We start from the raw sequence: 19,996 nt of genomic DNA, 5'->3' as shown, positions 1-19,996 counted from the left end.
GTGACCGCCGGGCCGCGCTGGAGAGAAATCGCTAGGCTTCACCATAACCGGCTGCCGGCGCGCGCACCCGCTGTGTCTGGGATAGTGGAGACGGGAAATGGGATAGCGGGGATATTATCCTACGTCCATGAAGACGTGGCGCCGGACGGAGATGGGGAAATATGACCGGCATGCAAAATTATGACTGGCATGAAATATGGGGAAGCCACGAAAACTTAAGATTTCGGCCAGTATAACAGAAAATCTTGATACTATGGGACGAGTGGTTGCCGAGGGTGGCGGAGGCTGGTTGATGAAGATCCTGGTGGCGGACGACCATCCCTTGTTCCGGGACGCGTTGGAGCTGTCGGTCCGTCAGGCTTGGCCGGATGCGGAAATCGGCTGCATCGGCTCGCTTTTGGAACTGCCCGCGGCGCCGGCTTCGGCCGACGGCAGCCCCGCCATGCTTTTCCGCTATGACCTGATCGTGCTCGACTGGCGGATGCCCGGTGCGGAGGGAAGCAATCCGATCGCCGTGCTTCGCCAGGCGGGGGTCCAGGGGCCGGTCGCCGTGGTGACGGGTGCGGAGGATGCGCTGACCGCCCTGGAGGTGCTGCGCTGCGGGGCCGAAGCCTTCCTGCCGAAGACGACGCCGCGCCGAATCCTGGCCCAGGCCCTGCGTCTGGTGGCCGAAGGCGGAAGCTTCGTGCCGAAATGCGTGGCGCTCGACCTGCTGCACATGACCGACCTGTCGCTCGACATCGACGAGGCGGAGGAGGCCGACGGACCGCCGCTGGAGGGGGAGGGGGCGCCGTCCTCGCCCCTGACCGACCGGGAGGAGCAGGTGCTGTCGATGCTCGCCACCGGGGCGACCAACAAGGAGATCGGGCGTCACCTCGGCCTTCAGGAGGTGACGGTCAAGCTGCACACCCGCCGCATCCTGCGCAAGCTGGGTGCCCGCAACCGCACCGACGCCGTGCGCCGCGCCCAGCAGGCCGGGCTGCTGTCCCGCAGCCTGGACGAAGCGTCGTCCTGACTCCGGCAAGACCGCTTGCCGCATAGGGCTGGTCCCAGCAGCGGAAGGCCGGCCGTTCTGGTATGGTCGCCTCCTCTCGTCACATGCCTTCGTCCGGTGCGGCAGAGATGGGCCAACCGCTATAGGGCCGCAAAAAATGGGGCCGCATTCCGAGTTGCCGATGAGCCCATCCGACCATCCCCTGCCTGCTCCGCAAACGGTCCGCGCCGCGCCCGCCACCGCCGCGCCCGCCATCGCGGCGCTGTGCGGTGCGGCGGTGCTTCTGCTGTCCGCGCTCGACCCGCTGCGCGAGGCGGCGCCCCTGGCGCTTCCGCTGCTGGCCGCCGGCTGCGGTGCGGCGGCCGGGCTGACGCTGCTGTCGGTCTGGAATGCCGGGCGCCGCAAGGCCGCGCGCGACAAGGCGGCGGAGTCCACGCCGTTTGCCGTCCCGTCCCCCCTCCCTTTCCCTGGCCCTATCCCCGGTCCGGTGACGCCGCCGGGGCGGCCGGCCTCCCCCACAGTCCCCGACATGGCTGCCGACATGGCCGCCGGGGCCACCGTCCGCATCGCCGCGCTGGAAGAGGCGTTGCGGCAAAGGGACAGGCAGGCTGCGGAGCGGCTGCGGAGCCAGCAGCTGGCGGCGATGGACGTCCGTGCCGAGCTTGCCTGCGCCATCGTCCACGACATGAACAATGCGCTGGGTGCCGTCTCGGGCTATGCCGACTTCCTGGTCAGCGACCTGCCCGCGGACTCGCCCCAGGCCGACTATGCCAACCGTGTCCTGGCGGCGGTGACCCGCGTCGGTCCCGGCCTGCGCAGGCTGGTGTCGGCCGCAAGGATGGAGCCGGTCCCGCTGAAGCCCGAGCGGGCCGTCGGCATTCTGGACGAGGCGGCCGCACTGCTGCGGACCGTTCCGGTGCAGCCGGGCAGCCTAGCCGTCCGCCACGATCCCGGCGTGCCCGATCCGGTCTGCAACGCCGACCTGCTGGCGCGGACCCTGGCGGGTCTGGCGGCGGAGATCCTCGCCGCCTCCGGCCGGGCCGGCGATGCCCGGCTTTGCCTGCGCGCCTCGGTTCCGGGCCAGTTGGGGGCAGGGCTGGGGGCAGGGTTGGGATCGGAGCTGGGTGCGGATCAGGACGATCCGGATCGGGATGCCGCCGGCTGGACCGTCCGGCCGCTCCTGACGCCGCGCCGCGGGCCGCACATCCTGTTCGAACTGCGGGTCGATGGCCCGCCGCTGGCCGACGCCCTGCTGTCCATGCTGGTCGACCCGCTGCTGTCCGCCCGCGCCTGCTACCGCCGCGGCCAGTCGGAGCGGGAGGAGGGCCCCTCCTGGCCGGCAGCCCTGCTGACCGCGCGGCTCCATGACGGCGGGCTGAGCCTGCTGACCCACCCGGTGGAAGGAACGGCGGTGCGGCTGCACATTCCCGCCGTCCCGCCGCCGCCCCGCACCTCCAGGGCGGTGACACCGCAACCGGAGAACGCGCCGCCACAGCAGCCGCAGCAGGCGCCGCCGCTGCTGCCCCGGCAGGTGCCGGGTCCGGCGACGCGCAGTTCCGCGCCGGCCTGCAAGGTTCTGGTCGTCGATGCCGACCCGGCGTCCGGAGACCGGTTCCAGACCGGGCTGGAACGGCAGGGATTCGAGGTGTCGGTCTGCGACGACCTTCGCGACGCGCTGGACGTCATCTCCGACGAGCCGGGATTCTTCGATGCGGTGGTCATCGGTCCGGGGCTGAGCGCGCTTCCCGCCGGCCTTGCGCTGGCCGGCCGCCTGAAGGCGCTGCGGCCGGACCTGCTGTGCGTGCTCTATGGCGCGGCCGGTACGGAGCTTTCGGGGGTCGGCGCCGTCCCGCTTCATGCCGAGGCCGGCGGACCGGCCGACCTGTTGCTGCCGCTGCCGGTCGACCTGCCGCGGCTGGCGCGCGCGGTGGCGGCACTCGCTGCCGGCGGCAGCCGGATGGGCAGCGGGGACGGGATGGCCGGAGGGCGGCGCTGATGCGTGGACGTCTTCATCTGCAAGGCTTCATCGGCGCCATCTGGACGGCGACCCTGGTGATCGCCGCCGGACTGTGGGCGGCGGCCCTGACGCTGGCCCATTACGACGATGCCGAGGCGATGGCGCGGGCCGAGCGCGACAGCGGCAACCTTGCCCGCGTCGTCGCCGAGCAGGCGACCCGGACCATCGCCGAGGCCGACCAGATCCTGCTGTTCCTGATCGACGATTACCACGAGCATGGCGACAGCTGGACCCAAGGCATCACCCAGATGCTGCGGCAGGCGGTGGAGCGGTCGAGCATCCTGGTCCAGCTGGCGGTGATCGACGAGCATGGCGACCTCATCCACACCAGCGTCGAGGATGCGCCGGCTCGCATCCATCTGGCCGACCGCGAGCATTTCCGTGTCCATGTCAACAACCCGGCCACCGGCCTGTTCATCGGGAAGCCGGTGTTCGGCCGCGCCTCCGGCAAATGGTCGATCCAGCTGACGCGGCGCATCGACAACAGCGACGGCAGCTTCGCCGGGGTGCTGGTCGCGTCGATGGACCCCTTCTATTTCAGCCGCTCGCTGGAGGAGCTGGACGTCGGCCCCAACGGGGCAGTGGCGATCATCGGCACCGACGGCATCCTGCGCGCCCGCTCGCTGATGAACGACCGCATCGTCGGGCGGGACGTCGGCGGATCGCCGACCCTGCAGATGGCGCGCCTCCGGCCCACCGGCTTCGTGCGCACCGCCAGCCCGATCGACGGCATTCCACGCCTGCAATCCTTCCGCACTCTGTCCACCTATCCGCTGGTCGTCACCGCGGCCTTCGACGAGGGCTCCTTCCTGGCCGACACGCGGCGGCGGCAGCGGGTTTATCTGCTGGCGGCGGTGGCGTGCAGCGCCGGGCTGATCGGGCTGGCCCTGCTGGCGACGCGGCAGACGGCGCGGCTCGCCGCATTGGCCCGCCAGCTGGCCCAGAGCGAGGAGCGGTTCCGCGACCAGGCGGAAACGGCGTCCGACTGGTTCTGGGAGATGGACGCCGACCTGCGCTTCTCCAACCTGGCCGGGCCGCTGGTCCCGCATGTCGTCAACGGCACGCTGCCCATCGGCCTCAGGCGCGAGGATGTCGCGCTGCGCGAACCGGGGGATGCGCCCAAGTGGGAGCGGCACCGTCAGGCGATGGAGCGGCGGGAGCCGTTCCGGAACTTCCGCTACCGGGTGATGACGGCGGCGGGCTTGCGCTATTTCAGCGTCAGCGGCCGGCCGGTCTTCGACGAGAGCGGGGAATTCCGCGGCTATCGCGGCTCGGCCACCGACATCACCGAGCGGGAGCTGGCCGCCAACCGGCTGGCCTCCAGCGAGGCGCGCTACCGCGCCATGTTCGAGGCGGTCGGCCAGCCGATCGTCACCATCGACGAGCATGGCACCATCGACGCCTTCAACCGCGCGGCGGAGCGGCTGTTCGGCTACCGTGCGGCCGACATGGTTGGCGGGCCGATGACCCGGCTGATGCCGACCGCAATGGGCGCCGTCCATGACGGGCTGCTGGCCACCTACCGTGAGAGCGATGCCTCCGCGCCGCGCTCGGAGGTCCGGGAGCTGACCGGCCGCCGCAAGGACGGCAGCGAGTTCCCGCTGGAGGTGACTTTGGCCGGCTGGCGCGAGGGCGACCGCCGCTACGTCACCGGCGCGCTGCGCGACGTCACCGCCCAGCGCGAGATCGAGGCCAGCCTGCGCCGCGCCAAGGAGGCCGCCGATCAGGCCAACCGCGCCAAGGGCGAGTTCCTGGCGACCATGAGCCACGAGATCCGCACGCCGATGAACGGGGTGCTGGGGGCGCTCGCCCTGGTCGAGGGGCCGAACCTGAACGAGGAGCAGCGCCAGCTTCTGGACGTCGCCAACCGGTCGGGCAACGCGCTGTTGCAGATCATCGACGACATCCTCGACCTGTCCAAGCTGGAGGCCGGCAAGGCGGAGGTCGAGCCGGTGGATTTCGAGCTGCGCGCCGTGCTGGGCGACAGCATCGACCTGCTGGAGCCGACCGCCTGCGGCCGCGGCCTGATCCTGACGCGGGAGGTGGCGCCCGCCGTGCCCGACCGGGTGCGGGCCGACCTGCGCCGCATCCGGCAGGTGCTGGTCAATCTGGTCGGCAACGCGCTGAAATTCACCAACCGGGGCGGCGTGTCCGTGCGGGTCGGGCTGGAGGCGGCCGGAACGGGGGCGGCAGATGGCGGCTTCGTCCTGCGGTTCGAGGTGGCCGACACCGGAATCGGCATTCCGGAGAATGTGCAGCAGACCCTGTTCCGCCGCTTCACCCAGGCCGACAGCTCCACCACCCGGCGCTTCGGCGGCACCGGGCTGGGGCTGGCAATCAGCCGGGAACTGGTGACGCTGATGGGCGGGCGCATCGGTGTGGCCAGCACCGAGGGCAAGGGCAGCACCTTCTGGTTCACCGTCCGCTGCGAACCCGCCGCCGATCCGTCGGCCGGGGTGCTGACCGTGCCTTGCGCCCCGGAACCGGTGACGGCGGCAGGGGGCGGGGCAGGGGGCGGTGCGGCGGGCGATGCGGCGGAAGGAACCGCGCAGGCGGCCGGCCTGCATGTCCTGGTCGCCGAGGACAACGAGATCAACCGCGACATCGTCGTCACCATGCTGCGCCGCGCCGGCAATCGCGTGACCGCGGTGGAAGACGGCCTGCAGGCGGTGCGTCTGGTGGAGGAGGGCGGTTTCGACCTCGTCCTGATGGACGTGCAGATGCCGGTGATGGACGGGGTCACCGCGACCCGGCACATCCGCACCATGCCGGGCGAGGCCGCCCGCCTGCCCATCGTGGCGCTGACCGGCAACGTCATGCCCGGCCACCGCGCCGAGTATCTCGCAGCCGGCATGACCGCCTATCTGACCAAGCCCATCGTTTCCGCCGACCTGTTCGACGTGCTGGCCTCGGTGGCCGCGTCGCGGGCGGCGGGCGGGACATGGGGGCAGTCCGGCCTGCCGCCGCGGGTGCCCCTGGCATCGATTTCCCCGGCCGCCCCGTCGCCCGCCCCGTCCGAGGCGGAGATTCTGGCGCGCGGCCCCGCTGCTGGACGACGGGCAGGCCTCGTCGCTGCGCGCGGTGATCGGCGAGGAGGCCTGGGCGCAGACGGTGGTCGCCTTCCGGCGGACGGTGGGCGACAGCGTGGCCGCCATCCGCAGCGCGGCCGGGCGGGAGGGGGGCGCCGTGCCGCCGGTCCGCATCGCCCACACGCTCAAGGGAACGGCCGCCAACATCGGCGCCGTGCGCCTCAGCCGTCTGGCTTCGCTGCTGGAACAGCAGGCGCTCGACCATGGCGGCTGGACGGCCGGAGACCCGCACTGCGAAGCGCTGGAGGGCGTGGCCGAGGCCACGCTGGATGCCCTGGCGTCCCGGTTCCAGCCGGCGGACGACGCCGCGATGGAGCAGGAGACGGCCTGACGCAATGAATACTCTGGCGGCCGTTACTTTGTTTCCGAAGAGATTTCACAGAGTTTCTCAAGAAGAACAGCGACTTCGCGTCGCATATGCATCCGTAAGGAAGTATTTTCGGTGACCGAACGGTGTGGAAGGTCTAGGGTACGCAGTCTCGGCCTGCGCCGATCATTCGTACTCTTAACCAGTAAAGTTCCTTATCATGATGGCTGCCGGAAGCATTCTCCACGTCATCTCGATCCGGGCGAAGGTCGTGGCGGTCGCGGTGTTCGTCTTCGCCGCGGTCGGCCTGTCCTCCGTCCTCACCATGCGCGACATGAACGGGCAGACCGACCATCTGTCGGAGGTGCAGCGCGATACGCATGACCTTGTCGGCAGCGTCATCCCCCTGGTTTCCCTGGTCGGGGAAATCCGGTTCGACGTGGTGCAGACACAGCAGTGGCTGACCGACGTTTCCGCCACCCGCGGGCTGGACGGCATGAATGACGGGCCGGAGAAGGCCGCCGACTATGCCCGCCGGTTCGAGGAACACACCGCCAGGGCCACCGAGCTGGCGCAGGCGCTGGCCCTGCCGCAGGTGGTCGACGAGATCGGGCGCGCCCGCAAGGCCTTCGGTCCCTATTACGAGATGGGGCGGCGCATGGCGCAGGCCTATATCGACGGCGGGCCGGAGGCCGGCAACCGGATCATGGGCGAATTCGACAGCGTCGCCGACGCCATGGGCGACAGCATGGAGGCGCTGGGCGCCAGCGTCGTCGCCCTCAGCGCCGACCGGCTGAAGGCGCTGACCGGCGGCATCGGGGCGGTGCGGGAGGCGGCCGACGGTCTGCGCTGGACCCTGACCGGCGCCGGGCTGGTCATCCTGCTGATGGCCTCGGCCTGCGTCGTCTTCCTGGAGGCGGCGATGATCCGCCCGCTGGAGCGGCTGCGCAGCGCCATGGTGGCGCTGGCCGGCGGCAGCCTGGACGTCGAGGTCGGCCTGAGCGAGCGCCGGGACGAGATCGGCCATATGGCCGACACCGTCCGCGTCTTCCAGCAGGGCGCCCGGGAGAATGCCCGGCTGCGCCTTGCCCAGGAGGAGACCCGCCGCCGGGGCGAGGAGGAGCGGCGCCGGGCGCTGGAGGCGATGGCGGAGAAGGTGGAGCGCGAGACCCGCGTCGCCGTCGATCATGTCGCCGAACGGACCGGCCGCATGAGCGGCAATGCCGGCGCCATGGCGGAATCGGCGGTGCAGGTCAGCGACAACGCCCAGAACGTCGCCGCCGCCGCACAGCAGGCGCTGAGCAACGCCGAAACCGTCGCCGCCGCGACGGAGGAGCTGTCGGCCTCCATCGGCGACATCGGCATGCAGGTGTCCACCGCAACCCAGGTCACCGGCCGGGCGGTGGAGCGGGCGGGGCTGGCCCGCTCCACCATCGAACGGCTGTCGGCATCGGTCGAGCGCATCGGCGCCGTCGCCCGGCTGATCGGCGACATCGCCAGCCAAACCAACCTGCTGGCGCTGAACGCCACCATCGAGGCGGCGCGGGCCGGCGATGCCGGGCGGGGCTTCGCCGTGGTGGCGAACGAGGTGAAGACCCTCGCCAGCCAGACCGCGCGGTCCACCGAGGAGATCGGCTCGCTGATCGCCGAGGTGGAATCGGTGACCGCATCGGCCGTCGGCGTCGTCGGCGAGGTGGCGGAAACCATCGACGAGGTGGCCGGGATTTCCTCCTCGATCGCCGCCGCGGTGGAGGAGCAGGCGGCGGCCACCCAGGAGATCGCCCGCTCGGTCAGCCAAACCAGCGACGCGGCGAAGGAGGTGTCGCTGCGCATCGGCCGCGTCTCCACCGAAGCCGACGCCACCCAGAACCGCGCCGGCGAGGTGCGGACGGTGGCCGACGACGTTGCCGGCGGCATCGACGCCCTGCGCAATGTGCTGATCCGCGTTGTGCGAACCGCCACCAGCGATGTCGACCGCCGCCAGCGCCCGCGTTTCGCCGTGTCGATGGGCTGCGGCCTGGAGATCGCCGGCGCCGTCCCGGTGCGTGCCGTCGTCGCCAACCTGTCGGCGGGCGGCGCCATGCTGACCGGCGCTCCTGACCAAGTGACCGGCGGAATGGTGACCCTGCGGATCGACGGGGTGGCCCGGCCGCTCACCGCGCGGGTGAAGTCCAGCGAGCGCGGCCGGCTGCACGTGAAGTTCGATCTGTCCGATGCCGACCGGCAGGCCTTCGAGCGCGAGGTGGAGCGCCTGACCCATGGCCTGACGCCGATGGCCGCCGTTGCGTGACGCAACGTGACCCGCGGCTTCGCGGGGGCCGGCCTACAGCCCGCCCCTACAGCCCGCCCCCTAAAGCCCGCCCCCTAAAGCCCGATGAAGGGCTGCATCAGCCGGCCCATCAGGCCGGTGAAGCGCAGCGGCGCGTCGGTCGCGATCAGGCAGATGCAGTCGCGGTGGCTGTCGGCGATGGGCTGGTGGTTGGTGTCGCCATCGACCTCCGCCAGATCGCCGGGGCCGTAGCGGCCGAGTTCGTCGGCGAAATGGCCGCTGAGAACCACGGTCAGCTCCAGCCCGCCATGGCCGTGGTGGGGCAGGGCGGTTCCCGGCGCGATGCGCAGAAGCTGCGCCGCGCCGCCGGACGCCGTGCGCGGCAGCAGTTCCACTCGCCGCACGCCGGGGGCCAGACGCTGCCAGGACAGGCTGTCCAGGGATGGGACATAAGCGCGCAGCGGACGGGGCAGCCCCATCGCCGGTTGCGGCGCGGAGCCGGCTTTCGGCTTGCCCAGCGACGGCTTGCCCAAGGACGGCTTGAGGCGCAGGGCCTTGCAGGGGTTGGCCGGCGCCTCCTCCCGGTCCAGGCGGTCCAGGGTGGCGGCCAGCGACAGGCTTTCCAGCGGAGCCGGCGGCAGATCCTCCAGCAGGGCGCCGCCCAGCGCCTCCACCTCCGCCAGGGTGGCGCGGCAGTCGGGGCAATGGGCGAGATGGACCGCCACGGCCAGCGACAGCCCCTCTCCCAGGCTGCCGGCGCCATAGGCCACCAGCAACGCATCGCTGGGATGGTGGTTCGGCAGCAGGGCCAGGGCGGCATCGGGGTGGTGGGCGGTCATCGGTCGTCGTCTCCCAACGCCTTGCGGATCTTGGCCATGGCCAGACGCAGGCGCGATTTCACTGTGCCCAGCGGCACGTCCAGCCGTTCGGCGATGGCCGGATGGGCAAGGTCGGCGAAGAAGGACAGCCGAACCACCTCAGCCTGCTCCGGCGTCAGCGCCGCCAACGCACCGCGCAGGCGGCGGGCGCGGCGGTCGCCGTCCAGCAGCTCGTCGGCGGGTGGGCGGTCGTCCTCATGCTCCAGCAACTCGTCGTCGGACACCTCCGGATGCCGTTCCCGGCGCAGCACGTCGATGCGCAGGTTGCGCGCGATGGTGAAGACCCAGGTGGCCGCCTCCGCCTTCGACGGATCGTAGAGCTGGGCCTTGCGCCAAACCGAGAGCATGGTGTCCTGCGCCAGATCCTCCGCCCGCTGCGCCGGCATCCCCAGCTTCAGCATGTAGGCCTTCACCCGTGGGGCGAAATGGGCGAACAGCCGGGCGAAGGCCTGACGGTCACCTGCGGCCACCGCGACCAGATCGGCGGACAGCCGGGCTGCCGCCGGATCGTCGCAGCCGCGTGCCGCCAGCCCGGCTTTTGCCCGGTCCGGCCTGGCCCGGTCCGCTCCGGCGGCGTGCGTCAGAAGAGTGGCGAGGGGGGCGATCATGCTGGAGTTACGCCGACGCCTGCGCTTCGGATCACTGCCGCCCCTTGTCTTTTTTCCGTTCGGCCGGGCGGCGGGAAAGCGCGAGCGTCGCGATGATCCATCCGCGCCCGTCCACCGTATCCCGATCACACGCCGAGCCTACCCAATTCGGATAGAGTGCGGCCCCGGATATCGTCGAAACCCTGGCCGGTTACCGCCAAGTCCCCCAAAGAGGACCGCCCCATGCCGCATTCTCCGTCCGAGACCAGCCCGCCGGTCCCGCTCGACATCGCCGTCATCGGCTCCGGCATCGCCGGACTGTCGGCGGCGTGGCTGCTGTCGAAGTCGCACCGCGTCACCCTCTACGAGAAGGAGGACCGGCCGGGCGGCCACGCCAACACGGTCGAGGCGGATGGCGCCGGTCCGGTCGACACCGGCTTCATCGTCTACAACGAGCCCTGCTATCCCAATCTGGTGGCGCTGTTCGACCATCTGGGCGTGGCGACGCGGGCGACGGACATGAGCTTTTCCGCCTCGCTGGACGGCGGGCGGGTGGAATATGCCGGCAGTTCCCTCGCCACCCTGTTCGCGCAGAAGCGCAACCTGCTGCGCCCGCGCTTCTGGCGGATGCTGTCCGACCTGCTGCGCTTCTACCGCGAGGCGCCGGGGCTGCTGGCGGAGTTGCAGCAGGGCCCGGCGGCGGAGACGCTGACGCTGGGCGATGTGCTGGACCGCGGCGGCTATTCCGATGCCTTCGTCCGCGACCATCTGCTGCCCATGGCCGCCGCGATCTGGTCGACCCCGGCCCAGTCGATGCGCGACCATCCCGCCGCCGCCTTCATCCGCTTCTGCGACAATCACGGCCTGCTGAAGATCAAGGGCCGCCCGGTCTGGCGCACGGTGGAGGGCGGCAGCCGCAGCTATGTGGAGCGCATCCTGGCCGACATGCCCGGCGCCCTGCGCCTGAACTGTGCGGTGGAGGGCATCGTCCGCGAGGGGGGCCGCGAGGGGGGCCGTGTGCTGGTGCGCGACCGCCGCGGTGCGGTGCGCGCCCACGACCATGCGGTGATCGCCACCCATGCCGATCAGGCGCTGGCCCTGCTGGAGGATGCCGGCGAGGAGGAGCGCCGGCTGCTGGGTGCCTTCGGCTATGAGCGCAACCTTGCCATCCTGCACAGCGACGCCTCTCTGATGCCGAAGCGCCGGGCGGTGTGGTCGAGCTGGAATTATCTGGCCGAGCGGAGGGACGATGGTCAGGGGACGGACGCGGTTTGCGTCAGCTACTGGATGAACCGCCTGCAAGGCTTCCTGCCCCGGGAGCGCGACCTGTTCGTCACGCTGAACCCGCTGCGCCCGCCGCGCGAGGGCAGCATCCTGCGCAGCGTCCTCTACGACCATCCCATCTTCGGGATGGAGGCACTGGCGGCGCAGAAACAGCTGTGGAGTTTGCAAGGTCAGCGGCGGACCTGGTTCGCCGGCTCCTATTTCGGCGCCGGCTTCCACGAGGACGGCGCACAGGCCGGGCTTGCGGTGGCGGAGGCCCTGGGCGGCCTGTCCCGGCCCTGGACGGTGCCGAACCAGTCCGGCCGCATCCATGTCGGACCGGCGCCGGTACCGGGCCCGCGTGCCGCCGCGCTGGAGGCGGTGTGATGGAGGGGCTGCCCTTCGCCTCCGGCCTCTATGTCGGCAACGTGATGCACCACCGGGTGAAACCGGTGCGGCACCGGCTGTCCTATCGGGTGTTCAGCCTGCTGGCCGATCTGGACGAGCTTCCCCGGCTGGACCGTGAGTTGCGGCTGTTCGCCCACAATCGTTTCGGACTGCTCGGTTTTAATGATGAGGATTTCGGCCCGTTGGGTGATGAATCCCCTCTCCCCCCGGGGAGAGGGAGATTAAGGACCTCAAGGGCTGGGCCGAGGGCCAGCTCGCCGCCGCCGGGATCGAGGGGGGAGGGCCGGTCCGGCTGCTCTGCTTCCCGCGGATGCTGGGCTTCGTCTTCAACCCGCTCAGTGTCTGGTTCTGCCATCGCCGCGACGGGTCGCTCGCCGCCATCATCCACGAGGTGTCCAACACCTTCGGGCAGCGCCACGCCTATCTGATCCCGGCCGCGGCCGGACCGGACGGGCTGGTGCGCCAGCGCTGCGACAAGGGCTTCTACGTCTCGCCCTTCATGGAGATGGAGACCGCCTATCACTTCCGCATCCGCCCGCCCGGCGGGCTGGCGGGGGAGCCGATGGCGGTGTCGATCCGCCAGACCGATGCCGAGGGTCCGGTGCTGCACGCCGCGCTGACCGCCCGGCGGGTGGAGCTGACCGACGGCGCCATCCTGCGCGCCTGGGCCCGCCATCCGCTGATGACCGCCAAGGTGGTGGCCGGCATCCATTGGGAGGCGCTGCATCTGTGGCGCAAGGGGCTGGCGATCCGCCCGCGCCCGCCGGCCCCCGCCCATCCCGTCACCATCGTGAACAGCGCCATCCTGACCGTTTCCGAGAAGGCTTTCCGCCCATGACCGACGTTGTTACCGATATCGCAACCGACATCGCTGCGGGCGGGATCCGACGGCAGCCCCGATGGCTGCGGCTGTTGACCGGACGGGATTTGTGGACTGGCGCCCTGGCGAGGATGGCCGGCCGCATCCGCCGGGGCGAGCTGACCCTGCGCCTGCCCGACGGGCGGACGATGTGCGTCGGCGATCCGGCCCAGGGGCCGCGGGCCGACCTGACCCTGCTGGATGGGACGGCGGCGCGGCGTCTGCTGCTGGGCGGCGGCATCGGCATGGCGGAGGCCTACGGCGACGGGCTGTGGCGCACCGGCGACCTGCCGGCGCTGATCGAATTGGCGATCCGCAACGAAGGGGAGTTGGGCGGCGCGTCAAAGAGAAATGTGCTGAAGGGCACCCTGGCGCCGGCGCTGGCCAACCGCCTCTTCCACCGCAGCCATGCCAATTCCCGCCGCGGCAGCCGCCGCAACATCGCCTTCCATTACGATTTGGGCAACGACTTCTACCGGCTGTGGCTCGACCCCGGCATGACCTACTCCTCCGCCCTCTACGGGCGGGAGGGCCAGAGCCTGGAGGACGCGCAGGACGCCAAGATCGCCCGCGTCGCCGAGCTGTTGCAACTGCGTCCCGGCGACCGGGTGCTGGAGATCGGCTGCGGCTGGGGCGGCATGGCGGAGCATCTGGCCGGCCGTTTCGGCGCCTCGGTCACCGGCTTGACCCTGTCGGCGGAGCAGCTCGCCTTCGCCCGCGGCCGCATGGAGGGCGCCGGGCTGGCGGACCGGGTCGATCTGCGGCTGATGGATTACCGGGATGCCGGTGGCGGCTTCGACCGCATCGTTTCCATCGAGATGATCGAGGCGGTGGGGGAGGAGCATTGGCCGCGCTACTTCGCCACGCTGCGCGACCGGCTGGTGTCCGGCGGAGCGGCGGTGGTTCAGGCGATCACCATCGACGACGCGCGTTTCCCGTCCTACCGCCGCAACTGCGATTTCATCCAGCGCCACATCTTCCCCGGTGGTCTGCTGCCCTGCCCGTCGGCCCTGCGGGCCGAAGCGGCGCGGGCCGGGCTGGTGGTGGAGCATGTCGAGACCTTCGGCGATTCCTATGCCCGGACCTGCGCGGAGTGGCGGCGGCGCTTCCTGGAGGCCGGGCAGCAGGTGGCGGCGCTGGGCTTCGACGAACGGTTCCGCCGGCTGTGGGATTACTACCTCGCCTATTGCGAGGCCGGGTTCCGCGCCGGAACCATCGATGTCGGGCTCTGGCGTTTCCGCAGGCCGTGAGCGGGGGACCCTTGCGATGAAGATCGAGGATTTCGCCGCCAACGTGCCCGAACTGCGGATCGAGCAGTATTTCGCCGGTCGCACCCATGCCTGGGGGGTGTTCGAGGACCGCTTCGGCACCCTGCGCCGCAGCTTCACCGTTGCCATCGACGGGGAGTGGGATGGGCGGGAACTGGTGCTGGACGAACGCTTCCTCTATGCCGACGGCGAGACCGAGCGCCGGGTCTGGCGCATCGCCAGGACGGCTGAGGGCCATTACGAGGGGCTGGCCGACGACGTGATCGGTACGGCGGTGGGGCGGTCGGCCGGCAATGCGCTGAACTGGACCTACGAGATGGCGCTGAAGGTTGGCAACGACCGCTGGCGCGTGCGCTTCGACGACTGGATGTGGCTGCAGCCGGGCGATGCGCTGATCAACCGCGCGAACGTCTATCGCTGGGGCCTGTGGATCGGCACGGTCAGCCTGTTCTTCCTGCCGGAAGGCCGGTTGGGGCGGCCCGGCGCCGTCAGTCCGGCGGAGACGCGCCAGGCTTCCGTCCCCCCAGCCGCTGCCGAATGAGGCGCAGCGGCGCGCCCAGCAGCGGCAGGCGCAGATAGACATTCTCGCCGGAGTCCCAATGGTCGATGTGCTCGGCCACCCGACCGTCGGAGGCCTGCCGCACCTCGCTGGTGCCGATGACGTCCATGCGGCCGATGCCGGTCACCGTCGCCTCGAACCGCCAGCGCAGGATCGCCAGATCGGCGGCATACAGCCGGTGGGTGACGGTGAAGCGCAGGTCGCGGCAGCCGTTCAGCGTGTGGACCAGCACCGCGCGCACCGCATCGCGCCCGCGGGCGTCGTTGAAGGGATCGCGGAACCGCACCTCCGGCACCGTCAGCGCGGCAAGCCGGTCGAGCGTGTCGAGGCTCAGATGCTCGAAGAAGTCGGCCCAGGCGTCCAGCCCCTGGCTTCTGGCGTCGTCCGTCATGCTCCCGTCGCCTTGCGCACCAGGGGGAAGTAAAGCCGATAGGGCAGGCAGCGCGCCAGCTTCAGCTTGCGGGTGAAGCGACGGGGAAAGGCGATCTCGAACCGGTCGCCATCCAACCCGTCGGCGAGTTCCCGTGCCGCATCCTCGACCGGCATCAGGTCCGGCATGCGGAAGCTGTTGCGGGCGGTCAGCGGCGTGTCGACGAAGCCGGGGCAGATCAGCTGAAGCCTGATCCCGGCACGGTCGCAGTCGGGCTTCAGCGATTCGCACAGGTTGATCAGCGCCGCCTTGGTCGGGCCGTAGGCCGCCGCCGTCGGCAGGCCGCGGTAGCCGGCGACCGAGGCCACCACCGCCAGCTGTCCGCGCCCACGCGCCCGCATTCGCGGCAGCAGCGCCTCCAGCCCATGGACGACACCCATATAGTTGACCTCCATCAACCGGCGGGCGGTGTCGGCGGAGAAATCCTCCAGCGACATCGGGCTGTGGGTGCCGGCATTCAGCACCGCCCGGTCGATGGGCCCCATCCAGCTTTCGATGGCGGCGACGGTGGCCGCGGTCGCCTTGCGGTCGGTCACGTCCAGCGGGAACATGCGCATCCGGTCGGGGACCATCTGGATGGCCGTCGTCAGAATCCTCGACGGTGCGGGCGGACAGCGCCACCCGCGCCCCGGCATTGGCGAGGTGGATCGCCAGCGCGCGGCCGATGCCGCTGCCGGCCCCGGTGATCCAGGTGACGCCCTGCGAACTCCCGTCCGTGCCGTTGCTCATGTCACTGCCCGTACCGTCCATGGCGTGCGCTCCGCGCGGTTTAGCCGTCGCGGTACGCACCCAAGGCTGCGCTGGATCACCGGAGTTGGCGGGCCAGCCGGTCGCCGCGCTCCGACAGGTCGCGCATCAGGGCGCGGGCCTCCTCCTCTCCGGTCCAATGGGCGACCGAGGCCATGCCGTCGGGCGTGTCCGCGGCACCGTCGCGGCCGCCGCCGGAATCGTCCGGCAGGCCGAACACCTGTCCCGCCCGCGCCTCCACCACCGCGAAGCGGCCGTCGCCGGCCACCAGACGGAAGCTGCCCCTCTCCTCCACCACCGAAACCCGGGTCATCGGCCGTCTCCCTGGCGCTGTTCCATGGGCGGTTCAACCGGCGGGAGCGCCGGAAGGTTGCGGTGCGTCGAGATTCTTCGCGACAGCGGGTCGGAACAATGGTAGTGAGACTTATTCGCACTCAGCGGTCGCGGCCGCCATCAGTGGCTTCGGAATGGTTCGCCAGGCCAACAAAAGCATGGTCCGACGATGGCGAATTCCCACAAAAAACGACTGAATCCCCGCTGGGCGCGGTCGATTTTCAGTGCGAGTGCGACTCATTCGCACTATAACCGCGGTGGGGTATCTGCTTCGGGTCCATTGCTCCGGAGCGCCATCGGGTTTTTTGCAGTGCGCGTGCGGGGCACGCGCCGAGTGGGAGTTGGACCGCCATGCCGACATCGTTTCGCCACCGTCCTGTCCTGGCCGCCGCCCTTGCCGGCGCCGGGGCGCTGATGGCCGGCGCCGTCCGGGCGCAGGAGGCTGCCGCGCCCGCCGCCGCCGTGCCGGCGGTCGGGCCGGGGGTGGTTCAGGGTGTGGCGCAAGGGGCGGCATCAACGGTAACTCAGGGGGCGGCCCAGGGAGCGGCGCAGGGCGTGCCGGACGCCGCGGCGGCGCTGGCGTCGCTGCCGCACGACCTGTCGCCCTGGGGCATGTTCGTGACGGCCAGCCCGGTGGTGCAGGCGGTGATGGTCGGTCTGGCGCTCGCCTCGGTTGTCACCTGGACCATCGCCATCGCCAAGACCGCGGAAGTCACCTCGGCCAAGCGCAAGGCGCGGGCGGCGCTGGAGATGCTGGAGGAGGCGCGGTCGCTGTCGCAGGCGGCGGAGCGGGTCGGCTTCAGCCAGGGCACCGCCGGCGCGCTGGTCCGCGCGGTGCTGGCGGAGACCCACATGTCGGCCGATGCGCCGTCGCGTGACGGGCTGATGGACCGCGCCGCCTCGCGGCTGGAGCGGATCGAGGCGGCGGCCGGCCGGCGCATGGCGCGCGGCACCGGCATCCTCGCCACCATCGGCTCGACCGGCCCCTTCATCGGGCTGTTCGGCACGGTGTGGGGCATCATGACCAGCTTCATCGGCATCTCCAAGGCGCAGACCACCAACCTCGCCGTCGTCGCCCCGGGCATCGCCGAGGCGCTGCTGGCGACCGCCATCGGCCTCGTCGCCGCCATCCCGGCGGTGGTGGTCTACAACGCCTGCAGCCGCGCCATCGGCGGGCACAAGGCGCAGCTGACCGACGCGTCGGCTGCCGTGCTGCGCCTGCTGAGCCGCGACATCGACCGCCATGCCCTGCCGCGCTCCCATGCGGTGCAGGGCCACGCCGTGGCGGGCCATGCCGTTCCGGCCCACGGCAATTCCCGTGCGGCGGAGTAACGGCGATGGGTGCGCGCCTCGGCTCCGGCAACGAAGACGATCTGACCGAAACCCATGAGATCAACGTCACGCCCTTCATCGACGTCGTCCTCGTCCTGCTGATCATCTTCATGGTCGCGGCACCGCTGGCGACGGTGGATGTGCCGGTTGATCTGCCCGCTTCCACCGCGACACCGACGCCGCGGCCGGACAAGCCGCTGTTCCTGACCATCCAGGCCGACAAGACGCTGTCGCTGGGCGAAACCGCGACGACGAAGGAAGCGCTGGGTGCGGCGCTGGACGCCGCCACCAACGGCGACAAGACGCAGCGCGTCTTCCTGCGTGCCGACAAGACCGTCGATTACGGCGCCCTGACCGAGGTGATGAACAGCCTGCGCGGCGCCGGCTACCTGAAGATCGGCCTCGTCGGGCTGGAATCGGCGCCGACGCCATGAGTGCGGCCTTCGACCATGGTCCCGCCGACTGGTCCGCTGGCGACGGGGAACGGCCGGGGCGGGGAGCCTTCCGCTGGGGCGGCAGCCTGATGGTTGCGCTGGGCGTCCATGCCGCGGCCGGTGTGGCGATGGTCGCCTGGCATGTGCCGATCATGCCGTCCGACGCCGAACCGCCGGCCGTGCTGCTGGAACTCGCCCCGCTGCCGGTGGCCCCGCCGGAACCGACGCCGGCCATCGATATCCCCTTGCCGGAACCGATGCCGGAGCCGGTGATCGAACCGCCGCCGCCCGAACCCGAGCCCGAACCGGTCGTCGAGGAACCGCCCCCGCCGCCCGAGCCGCCCCCCGTGGTCGAGCCGGAGGTCTTGCTGCCCAAGCCGCCGCCCGACCCGCCGAAGCCCAAGCCCGAGGTGAAGAAGGAGGCGCCCAAGCCCCAACCGGAAAAACCCAAGCCGGAGAAGCCGAAGCCGCCGCGTCCGGTCGTCCAGCCGGTGCAGCCCGCCCCGGTGGCTGCACCGCCTGCACCGGCCCAGGCGCCCGCCCCGGCGGCCCCGGCGCCGTCGGCCGCGCCCAGCCGGGCGGTGCCGAGCTGGCAGGGCCGGCTGCTGAGCCATCTGGAGCGGCACAAGCGCTACCCGCGCGCCGCCCAGGCCCGCCGGCAGGAAGGTGTCGCCCAGGTCCGCTTCACCATCGACCGCGAGGGCAACGTCCTGTCGGTCCAGCTCGACCGCAGTTCCGGCGTCAGCTCGCTGGACGAGGAGACGGTGGAGATGGTCCGCCGCGCCTCCCCACTGCCGGCCCCGCCGGAGGAGATGGCGAAGGACCGCATCGAGCTGGTGGTTCCGGTCCAGTTCTTCATCCGCTGACCCGCTGCCCGTCCAACCGCCTCCTCCCGTCAGAGCCCATTCCATGGCCAACGCCAGCAAGCCGCGCAGCCAGCGCCTGTGGTATCGCACGCTTCAGAACATCCATCTGTGGGTCGGTCTGGTCCTCTGCCTGCCGCTGGTCGTCCTCGGCATCACCGGCTCCATCCTGGTGGTGGACGAGGAGCTGCGCAGCCTGGCCGGCGACGTGCCGGCCCGCGAAGTGTCCGGGGCGCCGGCCGACGGGCTGATGCAGCCGGTGTCCGCCATCCTGGCCGCCGCCCGCGCCGCGGCACCGGCCGGGACGCAACCGGGCTTCCTGGTCCTGCCCGAAGAGCCGGGCCGCCCGGCCACGGTGCGTCTCGTCGCCGCGCGCGGCGGTGACAGGGGCGGCGAACGGGGCGGGGAGAGGCCGCAGGGTGCTCCGCAAGGCACTCCCCAGGGCGCTCCGGCGCCGCAGGGGGGACCGGTCGGCATGCTCAGCATCGATCCGATGTCGCTGGCGGTGAGCGGCGGTTCCAACCCGGCGCAGGCGTCCGGCGGCTTCCTGCGCACGGTCCACATGCTGCACGGCAACCTGCTGATCCGCGACCGCAGCGGCCGCGAACTGGTCGGCTGGCTGGGCGTGGCGATGCTGGTGCTGGGCGTCAGCGGCCTCGTTCTGTGGTGGCCGCGGCCGGGCCGCTGGAAGGCCGCCTTCACCGTCAAGTCCGGCGCCCGCGGCGTCCGCCTGCACCGCGACCTGCACGGCGCGGTCGGCATCTGGTCGCTGCTGGTCTTTGTGATCGTCAGCTTCTCCGGCGTCTATCTCGCCTTCCCGCAGACGCTGGGGGCCGGCGTGTCGTCGTTTCTGCCGGCCCGCGACCTGCGTGCCGCGGTGACGGTCCAGCCGGTGAAGGGCGCCACCCCCATCGACGTCGACCGCGCGGTCGCCCTGGCGCAGGACGCGATGCCGGGAGCGGCCCTGCGCTCCGTCTCGCCGCCGGCGCGGCCGGATCAGGCGTACCGGATCGGTCTCGCCCCGGTCGGGCAGGCCCATGGCGCCCCCATCGCCACGGTGTTCGTCGATCCCTGGACCGCGCAGGTGGCCGAGATCCGCGACCCGGCAGGCTACAGTGCCGGCGAGACGGTCATCGCGTGGCAGCGCCCGCTGCATGCCGGCGAGGGGCTGGGGCCGCTGTGGAAATGGGCGGTCTTCCTGTCCGGCATCCTGCCGCCGCTGTTCGCCGTCACCGGCACGCTGATGTGGTGGCTGAAGCGCAAGGCCCGCCGGGCCAAGAACGCCGAGCGCGTGGCAGCGCTGGCGGCCGCGGAGTAAGGGGAGGGGCGCCCGCTGACGGCGCCCGTCCGCCCTTCAAC

At 71.2% G+C, this 19,996-nt stretch carries 17 protein-coding genes and 2 pseudogenes; 14 read left to right on the top strand and 5 right to left on the bottom strand.

Annotated elements, in window-relative coordinates:
• Nucleotides 1–292: 292 nt before the first annotated feature.
• From ACWPN8_RS34205 to ACWPN8_RS34185, 5 genes and pseudogenes are all read left to right on the top strand, one after another.
• Complete coding sequence (locus ACWPN8_RS34205; protein ID WP_109096415.1) at nucleotides 293–1,015, top strand: response regulator transcription factor; 723 nt, start codon at nucleotides 293–295, stop codon at nucleotides 1,013–1,015.
• Nucleotides 1,016–1,175: 160 nt separating this feature from the next.
• A complete protein-coding gene (locus tag ACWPN8_RS34200) occupies nucleotides 1,176–2,990 on the top strand; it encodes a two-component hybrid sensor and regulator (protein ID WP_492243990.1) in 1,815 nt (604 codons plus the stop codon).
• Nucleotides 2,990–5,854, top strand: a pseudogene (locus ACWPN8_RS34195) (PAS domain S-box protein); the annotation flags it as partial. The gene ACWPN8_RS34200 and the pseudogene ACWPN8_RS34195, both read left to right, overlap by 1 nt.
• Before the next feature lie 238 nt (nucleotides 5,855–6,092).
• Nucleotides 6,093–6,431, top strand: a complete 339-nt coding sequence (locus ACWPN8_RS34190) for an Hpt domain-containing protein (RefSeq protein WP_492244010.1) — start codon at nucleotides 6,093–6,095, stop codon at nucleotides 6,429–6,431.
• 196 nt (nucleotides 6,432–6,627) lie between these two features.
• Nucleotides 6,628–8,697, top strand: a complete 2,070-nt coding sequence (locus ACWPN8_RS34185; RefSeq protein ID WP_247872821.1) for a methyl-accepting chemotaxis protein — start codon at nucleotides 6,628–6,630, stop codon at nucleotides 8,695–8,697.
• Nucleotides 8,698–8,771: 74 nt separating this feature from the next.
• On the opposite strand, the gene ACWPN8_RS34180 is transcribed toward ACWPN8_RS34185, so the two are convergent.
• A complete protein-coding gene (locus ACWPN8_RS34180; RefSeq protein ID WP_109096417.1) occupies nucleotides 8,772–9,515 on the bottom strand; it encodes a ChrR family anti-sigma-E factor in 744 nt (247 codons plus the stop codon).
• Nucleotides 9,512–10,162, bottom strand: a complete 651-nt coding sequence (locus ACWPN8_RS34175; protein WP_492243989.1) for a sigma-70 family RNA polymerase sigma factor — start codon at nucleotides 10,160–10,162, stop codon at nucleotides 9,512–9,514. Before ACWPN8_RS34175 ends, ACWPN8_RS34180 begins: the two co-directional genes overlap by 4 nt.
• A gap of 222 nt (nucleotides 10,163–10,384) precedes the next feature.
• Between ACWPN8_RS34175 and ACWPN8_RS34170 the strand changes: the two genes are divergently transcribed.
• From ACWPN8_RS34170 to ACWPN8_RS34150, 5 genes and pseudogenes are all read left to right on the top strand, one after another.
• Nucleotides 10,385–11,791 carry an NAD(P)/FAD-dependent oxidoreductase gene (locus ACWPN8_RS34170; protein ID WP_492243988.1) on the top strand — a complete coding sequence of 469 codons (1,407 nt, stop codon included), beginning with the start codon at nucleotides 10,385–10,387 and terminating at the stop codon, nucleotides 11,789–11,791.
• Nucleotides 11,791–11,934, top strand: a pseudogene (locus tag ACWPN8_RS34165) (DUF1365 family protein); the annotation flags it as partial. The gene ACWPN8_RS34170 and the pseudogene ACWPN8_RS34165, both read left to right, overlap by 1 nt.
• 71 nt (nucleotides 11,935–12,005) lie before the next feature.
• Nucleotides 12,006–12,650, top strand: coding sequence for a DUF1365 domain-containing protein (locus ACWPN8_RS34160; RefSeq protein ID WP_492244009.1), 645 nt, complete (start codon nucleotides 12,006–12,008; stop codon nucleotides 12,648–12,650).
• Nucleotides 12,647–13,921, top strand: a complete 1,275-nt coding sequence (locus ACWPN8_RS34155; RefSeq protein WP_492243987.1) for a class I SAM-dependent methyltransferase — start codon at nucleotides 12,647–12,649, stop codon at nucleotides 13,919–13,921. Before ACWPN8_RS34160 ends, ACWPN8_RS34155 begins: the two co-directional genes overlap by 4 nt.
• Before the next feature lie 16 nt (nucleotides 13,922–13,937).
• A complete protein-coding gene (locus ACWPN8_RS34150) occupies nucleotides 13,938–14,480 on the top strand; it encodes a DUF3833 domain-containing protein (RefSeq protein WP_492243986.1) in 543 nt (180 codons plus the stop codon).
• On the opposite strand, the gene ACWPN8_RS34145 is transcribed toward ACWPN8_RS34150, so the two are convergent.
• The 3 genes from ACWPN8_RS34145 to ACWPN8_RS34135 all read right to left on the bottom strand — a co-directional run bounded on the left by ACWPN8_RS34145 (nucleotide 14,428) and on the right by ACWPN8_RS34135 (nucleotide 15,988).
• Nucleotides 14,428–14,889 carry a nuclear transport factor 2 family protein gene (locus ACWPN8_RS34145; protein ID WP_492243985.1) on the bottom strand — a complete coding sequence of 154 codons (462 nt, stop codon included), beginning with the start codon at nucleotides 14,887–14,889 and terminating at the stop codon, nucleotides 14,428–14,430. The genes ACWPN8_RS34150 and ACWPN8_RS34145 overlap by 53 nt on opposite strands.
• Nucleotides 14,886–15,500, bottom strand: a complete 615-nt coding sequence (locus ACWPN8_RS34140) for an SDR family NAD(P)-dependent oxidoreductase (RefSeq protein ID WP_492243984.1) — start codon at nucleotides 15,498–15,500, stop codon at nucleotides 14,886–14,888. Before ACWPN8_RS34140 ends, ACWPN8_RS34145 begins: the two co-directional genes overlap by 4 nt.
• A 233-nt stretch (nucleotides 15,501–15,733) precedes the next feature.
• Nucleotides 15,734–15,988 carry a hypothetical protein gene (locus ACWPN8_RS34135; RefSeq protein WP_109096424.1) on the bottom strand — a complete coding sequence of 85 codons (255 nt, stop codon included), beginning with the start codon at nucleotides 15,986–15,988 and terminating at the stop codon, nucleotides 15,734–15,736.
• A gap of 371 nt (nucleotides 15,989–16,359) precedes the next feature.
• On the opposite strand from ACWPN8_RS34135, the gene exbB reads away from it, so the two are divergent.
• Genes exbB through ACWPN8_RS34115 form a run of 4 tightly spaced genes read left to right on the top strand, consistent with a single transcriptional unit; the run spans nucleotide 16,360 to nucleotide 19,955 of the window.
• A complete protein-coding gene (exbB, locus tag ACWPN8_RS34130) occupies nucleotides 16,360–17,340 on the top strand; it encodes a tonB-system energizer ExbB (RefSeq protein WP_492243983.1) in 981 nt (326 codons plus the stop codon).
• Nucleotides 17,341–17,345: 5 nt separating this feature from the next.
• A complete protein-coding gene (gene exbD, locus ACWPN8_RS34125) occupies nucleotides 17,346–17,774 on the top strand; it encodes a TonB system transport protein ExbD (protein ID WP_109096425.1) in 429 nt (142 codons plus the stop codon).
• Nucleotides 17,771–18,640 (top strand): energy transducer TonB, encoded by an 870-nt coding sequence (locus ACWPN8_RS34120; RefSeq protein ID WP_492243982.1) that lies wholly within the window; start codon nucleotides 17,771–17,773, stop codon nucleotides 18,638–18,640. The genes exbD and ACWPN8_RS34120 overlap by 4 nt, the downstream gene beginning before the upstream one ends.
• A 43-nt stretch (nucleotides 18,641–18,683) precedes the next feature.
• Nucleotides 18,684–19,955: a PepSY-associated TM helix domain-containing protein gene (locus tag ACWPN8_RS34115; protein WP_492243981.1), complete on the top strand. Its 1,272-nt coding sequence runs from the start codon at nucleotides 18,684–18,686 to the stop codon at nucleotides 19,953–19,955.
• Nucleotides 19,956–19,996 lie beyond the last annotated feature (41 nt).

The sequence above is a fragment of the Azospirillum sp. UENF 112521 genome (assembly GCF_058780665.1).
This window is presented reverse-complemented; position numbering and strand designations above follow the sequence as displayed.

Excerpts from the sequence above, each read along its gene's own strand:
- exbD (WP_109096425.1), top strand. The coding sequence starts at position 17,346 with ATGGGTGCGCGCCTCGGCTCCGGCAACGAAGACGATCTGACCGAAACC.
- ACWPN8_RS34120 (WP_492243982.1), top strand. The coding sequence starts at position 17,771 with ATGAGTGCGGCCTTCGACCATGGTCCCGCCGACTGGTCCGCTGGCGAC.
- ACWPN8_RS34155 (WP_492243987.1), top strand. The coding sequence starts at position 12,647 with ATGACCGACGTTGTTACCGATATCGCAACCGACATCGCTGCGGGCGGG.
- ACWPN8_RS34185 (WP_247872821.1), top strand. The coding sequence starts at position 6,628 with ATGATGGCTGCCGGAAGCATTCTCCACGTCATCTCGATCCGGGCGAAG.
- ACWPN8_RS34145 (WP_492243985.1), bottom strand. The coding sequence starts at position 14,889 with ATGACGGACGACGCCAGAAGCCAGGGGCTGGACGCCTGGGCCGACTTC.
- ACWPN8_RS34135 (WP_109096424.1), bottom strand. The coding sequence starts at position 15,988 with ATGACCCGGGTTTCGGTGGTGGAGGAGAGGGGCAGCTTCCGTCTGGTG.
- ACWPN8_RS34150 (WP_492243986.1), top strand. The coding sequence starts at position 13,938 with ATGAAGATCGAGGATTTCGCCGCCAACGTGCCCGAACTGCGGATCGAG.
- ACWPN8_RS34205 (WP_109096415.1), top strand. The coding sequence starts at position 293 with ATGAAGATCCTGGTGGCGGACGACCATCCCTTGTTCCGGGACGCGTTG.
- ACWPN8_RS34140 (WP_492243984.1), bottom strand. The coding sequence starts at position 15,500 with ATGGTCCCCGACCGGATGCGCATGTTCCCGCTGGACGTGACCGACCGC.
- ACWPN8_RS34175 (WP_492243989.1), bottom strand. The coding sequence starts at position 10,162 with ATGATCGCCCCCCTCGCCACTCTTCTGACGCACGCCGCCGGAGCGGAC.
- exbB (WP_492243983.1), top strand. The coding sequence starts at position 16,360 with ATGCCGACATCGTTTCGCCACCGTCCTGTCCTGGCCGCCGCCCTTGCC.
- ACWPN8_RS34115 (WP_492243981.1), top strand. The coding sequence starts at position 18,684 with ATGGCCAACGCCAGCAAGCCGCGCAGCCAGCGCCTGTGGTATCGCACG.
- ACWPN8_RS34180 (WP_109096417.1), bottom strand. The coding sequence starts at position 9,515 with ATGACCGCCCACCACCCCGATGCCGCCCTGGCCCTGCTGCCGAACCAC.
- ACWPN8_RS34170 (WP_492243988.1), top strand. The coding sequence starts at position 10,385 with ATGCCGCATTCTCCGTCCGAGACCAGCCCGCCGGTCCCGCTCGACATC.
- ACWPN8_RS34200 (WP_492243990.1), top strand. The coding sequence starts at position 1,176 with ATGAGCCCATCCGACCATCCCCTGCCTGCTCCGCAAACGGTCCGCGCC.